1 protein-coding gene is annotated in these 1,313 nt (G+C 66.0%); it reads left to right on the top strand.

Features of this window, described 5'->3' with window-relative positions; translation table 11 throughout:
• Positions 1-12 precede the first annotated feature (12 nt).
• On the top strand, positions 13-1,313 hold a 1,301-nt coding region (locus ACZ5ON_RS36070), incomplete at its 3' end, for a glycine--tRNA ligase (protein WP_465601850.1).

The raw sequence follows: 1,313 nt of genomic DNA, 5'->3' as shown, positions 1-1,313 counted from the left end.
GAAGAGAGCACTGTGGCCGCCGACAAGATCGACACGATTGTCAGCCTGAGCAAGCGCCGTGGCTTCGTCTACCCCTGCAGCGAGATCTACGGCGGTACCCGTGCCGCCTGGGACTACGGGCCGCTGGGCGTCGAGCTCAAGGAGAACATCAAGCGCCAGTGGTGGCGTGCGATGGTCACCGCTCGGGAGGACGTCGTCGGACTCGACTCGTCGGTGATCCTGGCCCGCGAGGTCTGGGAGGCTTCCGGCCACGTCGCCACCTTCAATGACCCGCTGACCGAGTGCCTCTCCTGCCACAAGCGGTTCCGTGCGGACCACCTGGAGGAGGCGTACGAGGCCAAGCACGGCAAGCTGCCGGCGAACGGCCTCGCCGACATCAACTGCCCGAACTGCGGCAACAAGGGCGCCTTCACGGAGCCCAAGGAGTTCTCGGGCATGCTGAAGACGCACCTCGGTGTCACCGAGGATGCGAGCGGCCTGGCCTACCTGCGTCCGGAGACCGCGCAGGGCATCTTCACCAACTTCAAGGCGGTGCAGACCACTTCGCGCAAGAAGCCGCCGTTCGGTATCGCCCAGGTCGGCAAGAGCTTCCGCAACGAGATCACCCCCGGCAACTTCATCTTCCGCACCCGTGAGTTCGAGCAGATGGAGATGGAGTTCTTCGTCAAGCCGGGCGAGGACGAGAAGTGGCACGAGTACTGGCTTGAGCAGCGCTGGAACTGGTACGTGGACCTGGGGCTGCGCACCGAGAACATGCGCTACTTCGAGCACCCGAAGGAGAAGCTCTCCCACTACGCCAAGCGCACGGTGGACATCGAGTACCGCTTCAACTTCGGCGGCAGCGAGTTCTCCGAGTTGGAGGGCATCGCCAACCGCACCGACTACGACCTCGCCGTGCACAGCGAGCACTCCGGCCAGGACCTGAAGTACTTCGACCAGGAGTCCGGCGAGCGCTACTTCCCGTACGTCATCGAGCCCGCGGCCGGTCTGAACCGCGCCATGCTGGCCTTCCTGCTGGACGCCTACTTCGAGGACGAGGCGCCCAACGCCAAGGGCAAGATGGAGAAGCGTGTCGGCATGCGGCTCGACCCGCGCCTGGCTCCGGTCAAGGTCGCGGTCCTGCCGCTGTCGCGCAACGCGGACCTCTCGCCGAAGGCGCGCGGCCTGGCCGCCGACCTGCGGACGGCCTGGAACGTCGAGTTCGACGACGCCGGCGCCATCGGCAAGCGCTACCGCCGCCAGGACGAGATCGGCACGCCGTTCTGCGTCACCGTCGACTTCGACACCCTCGAGGACAATGCGGTCACCATCCG

The organism is Kitasatospora sp. NPDC032150 (genome assembly GCF_055579945.1).
The sequence above is the reverse complement of the archived record's forward strand: the minus strand, read 5'-3'. Positions and strand labels throughout refer to the sequence as shown.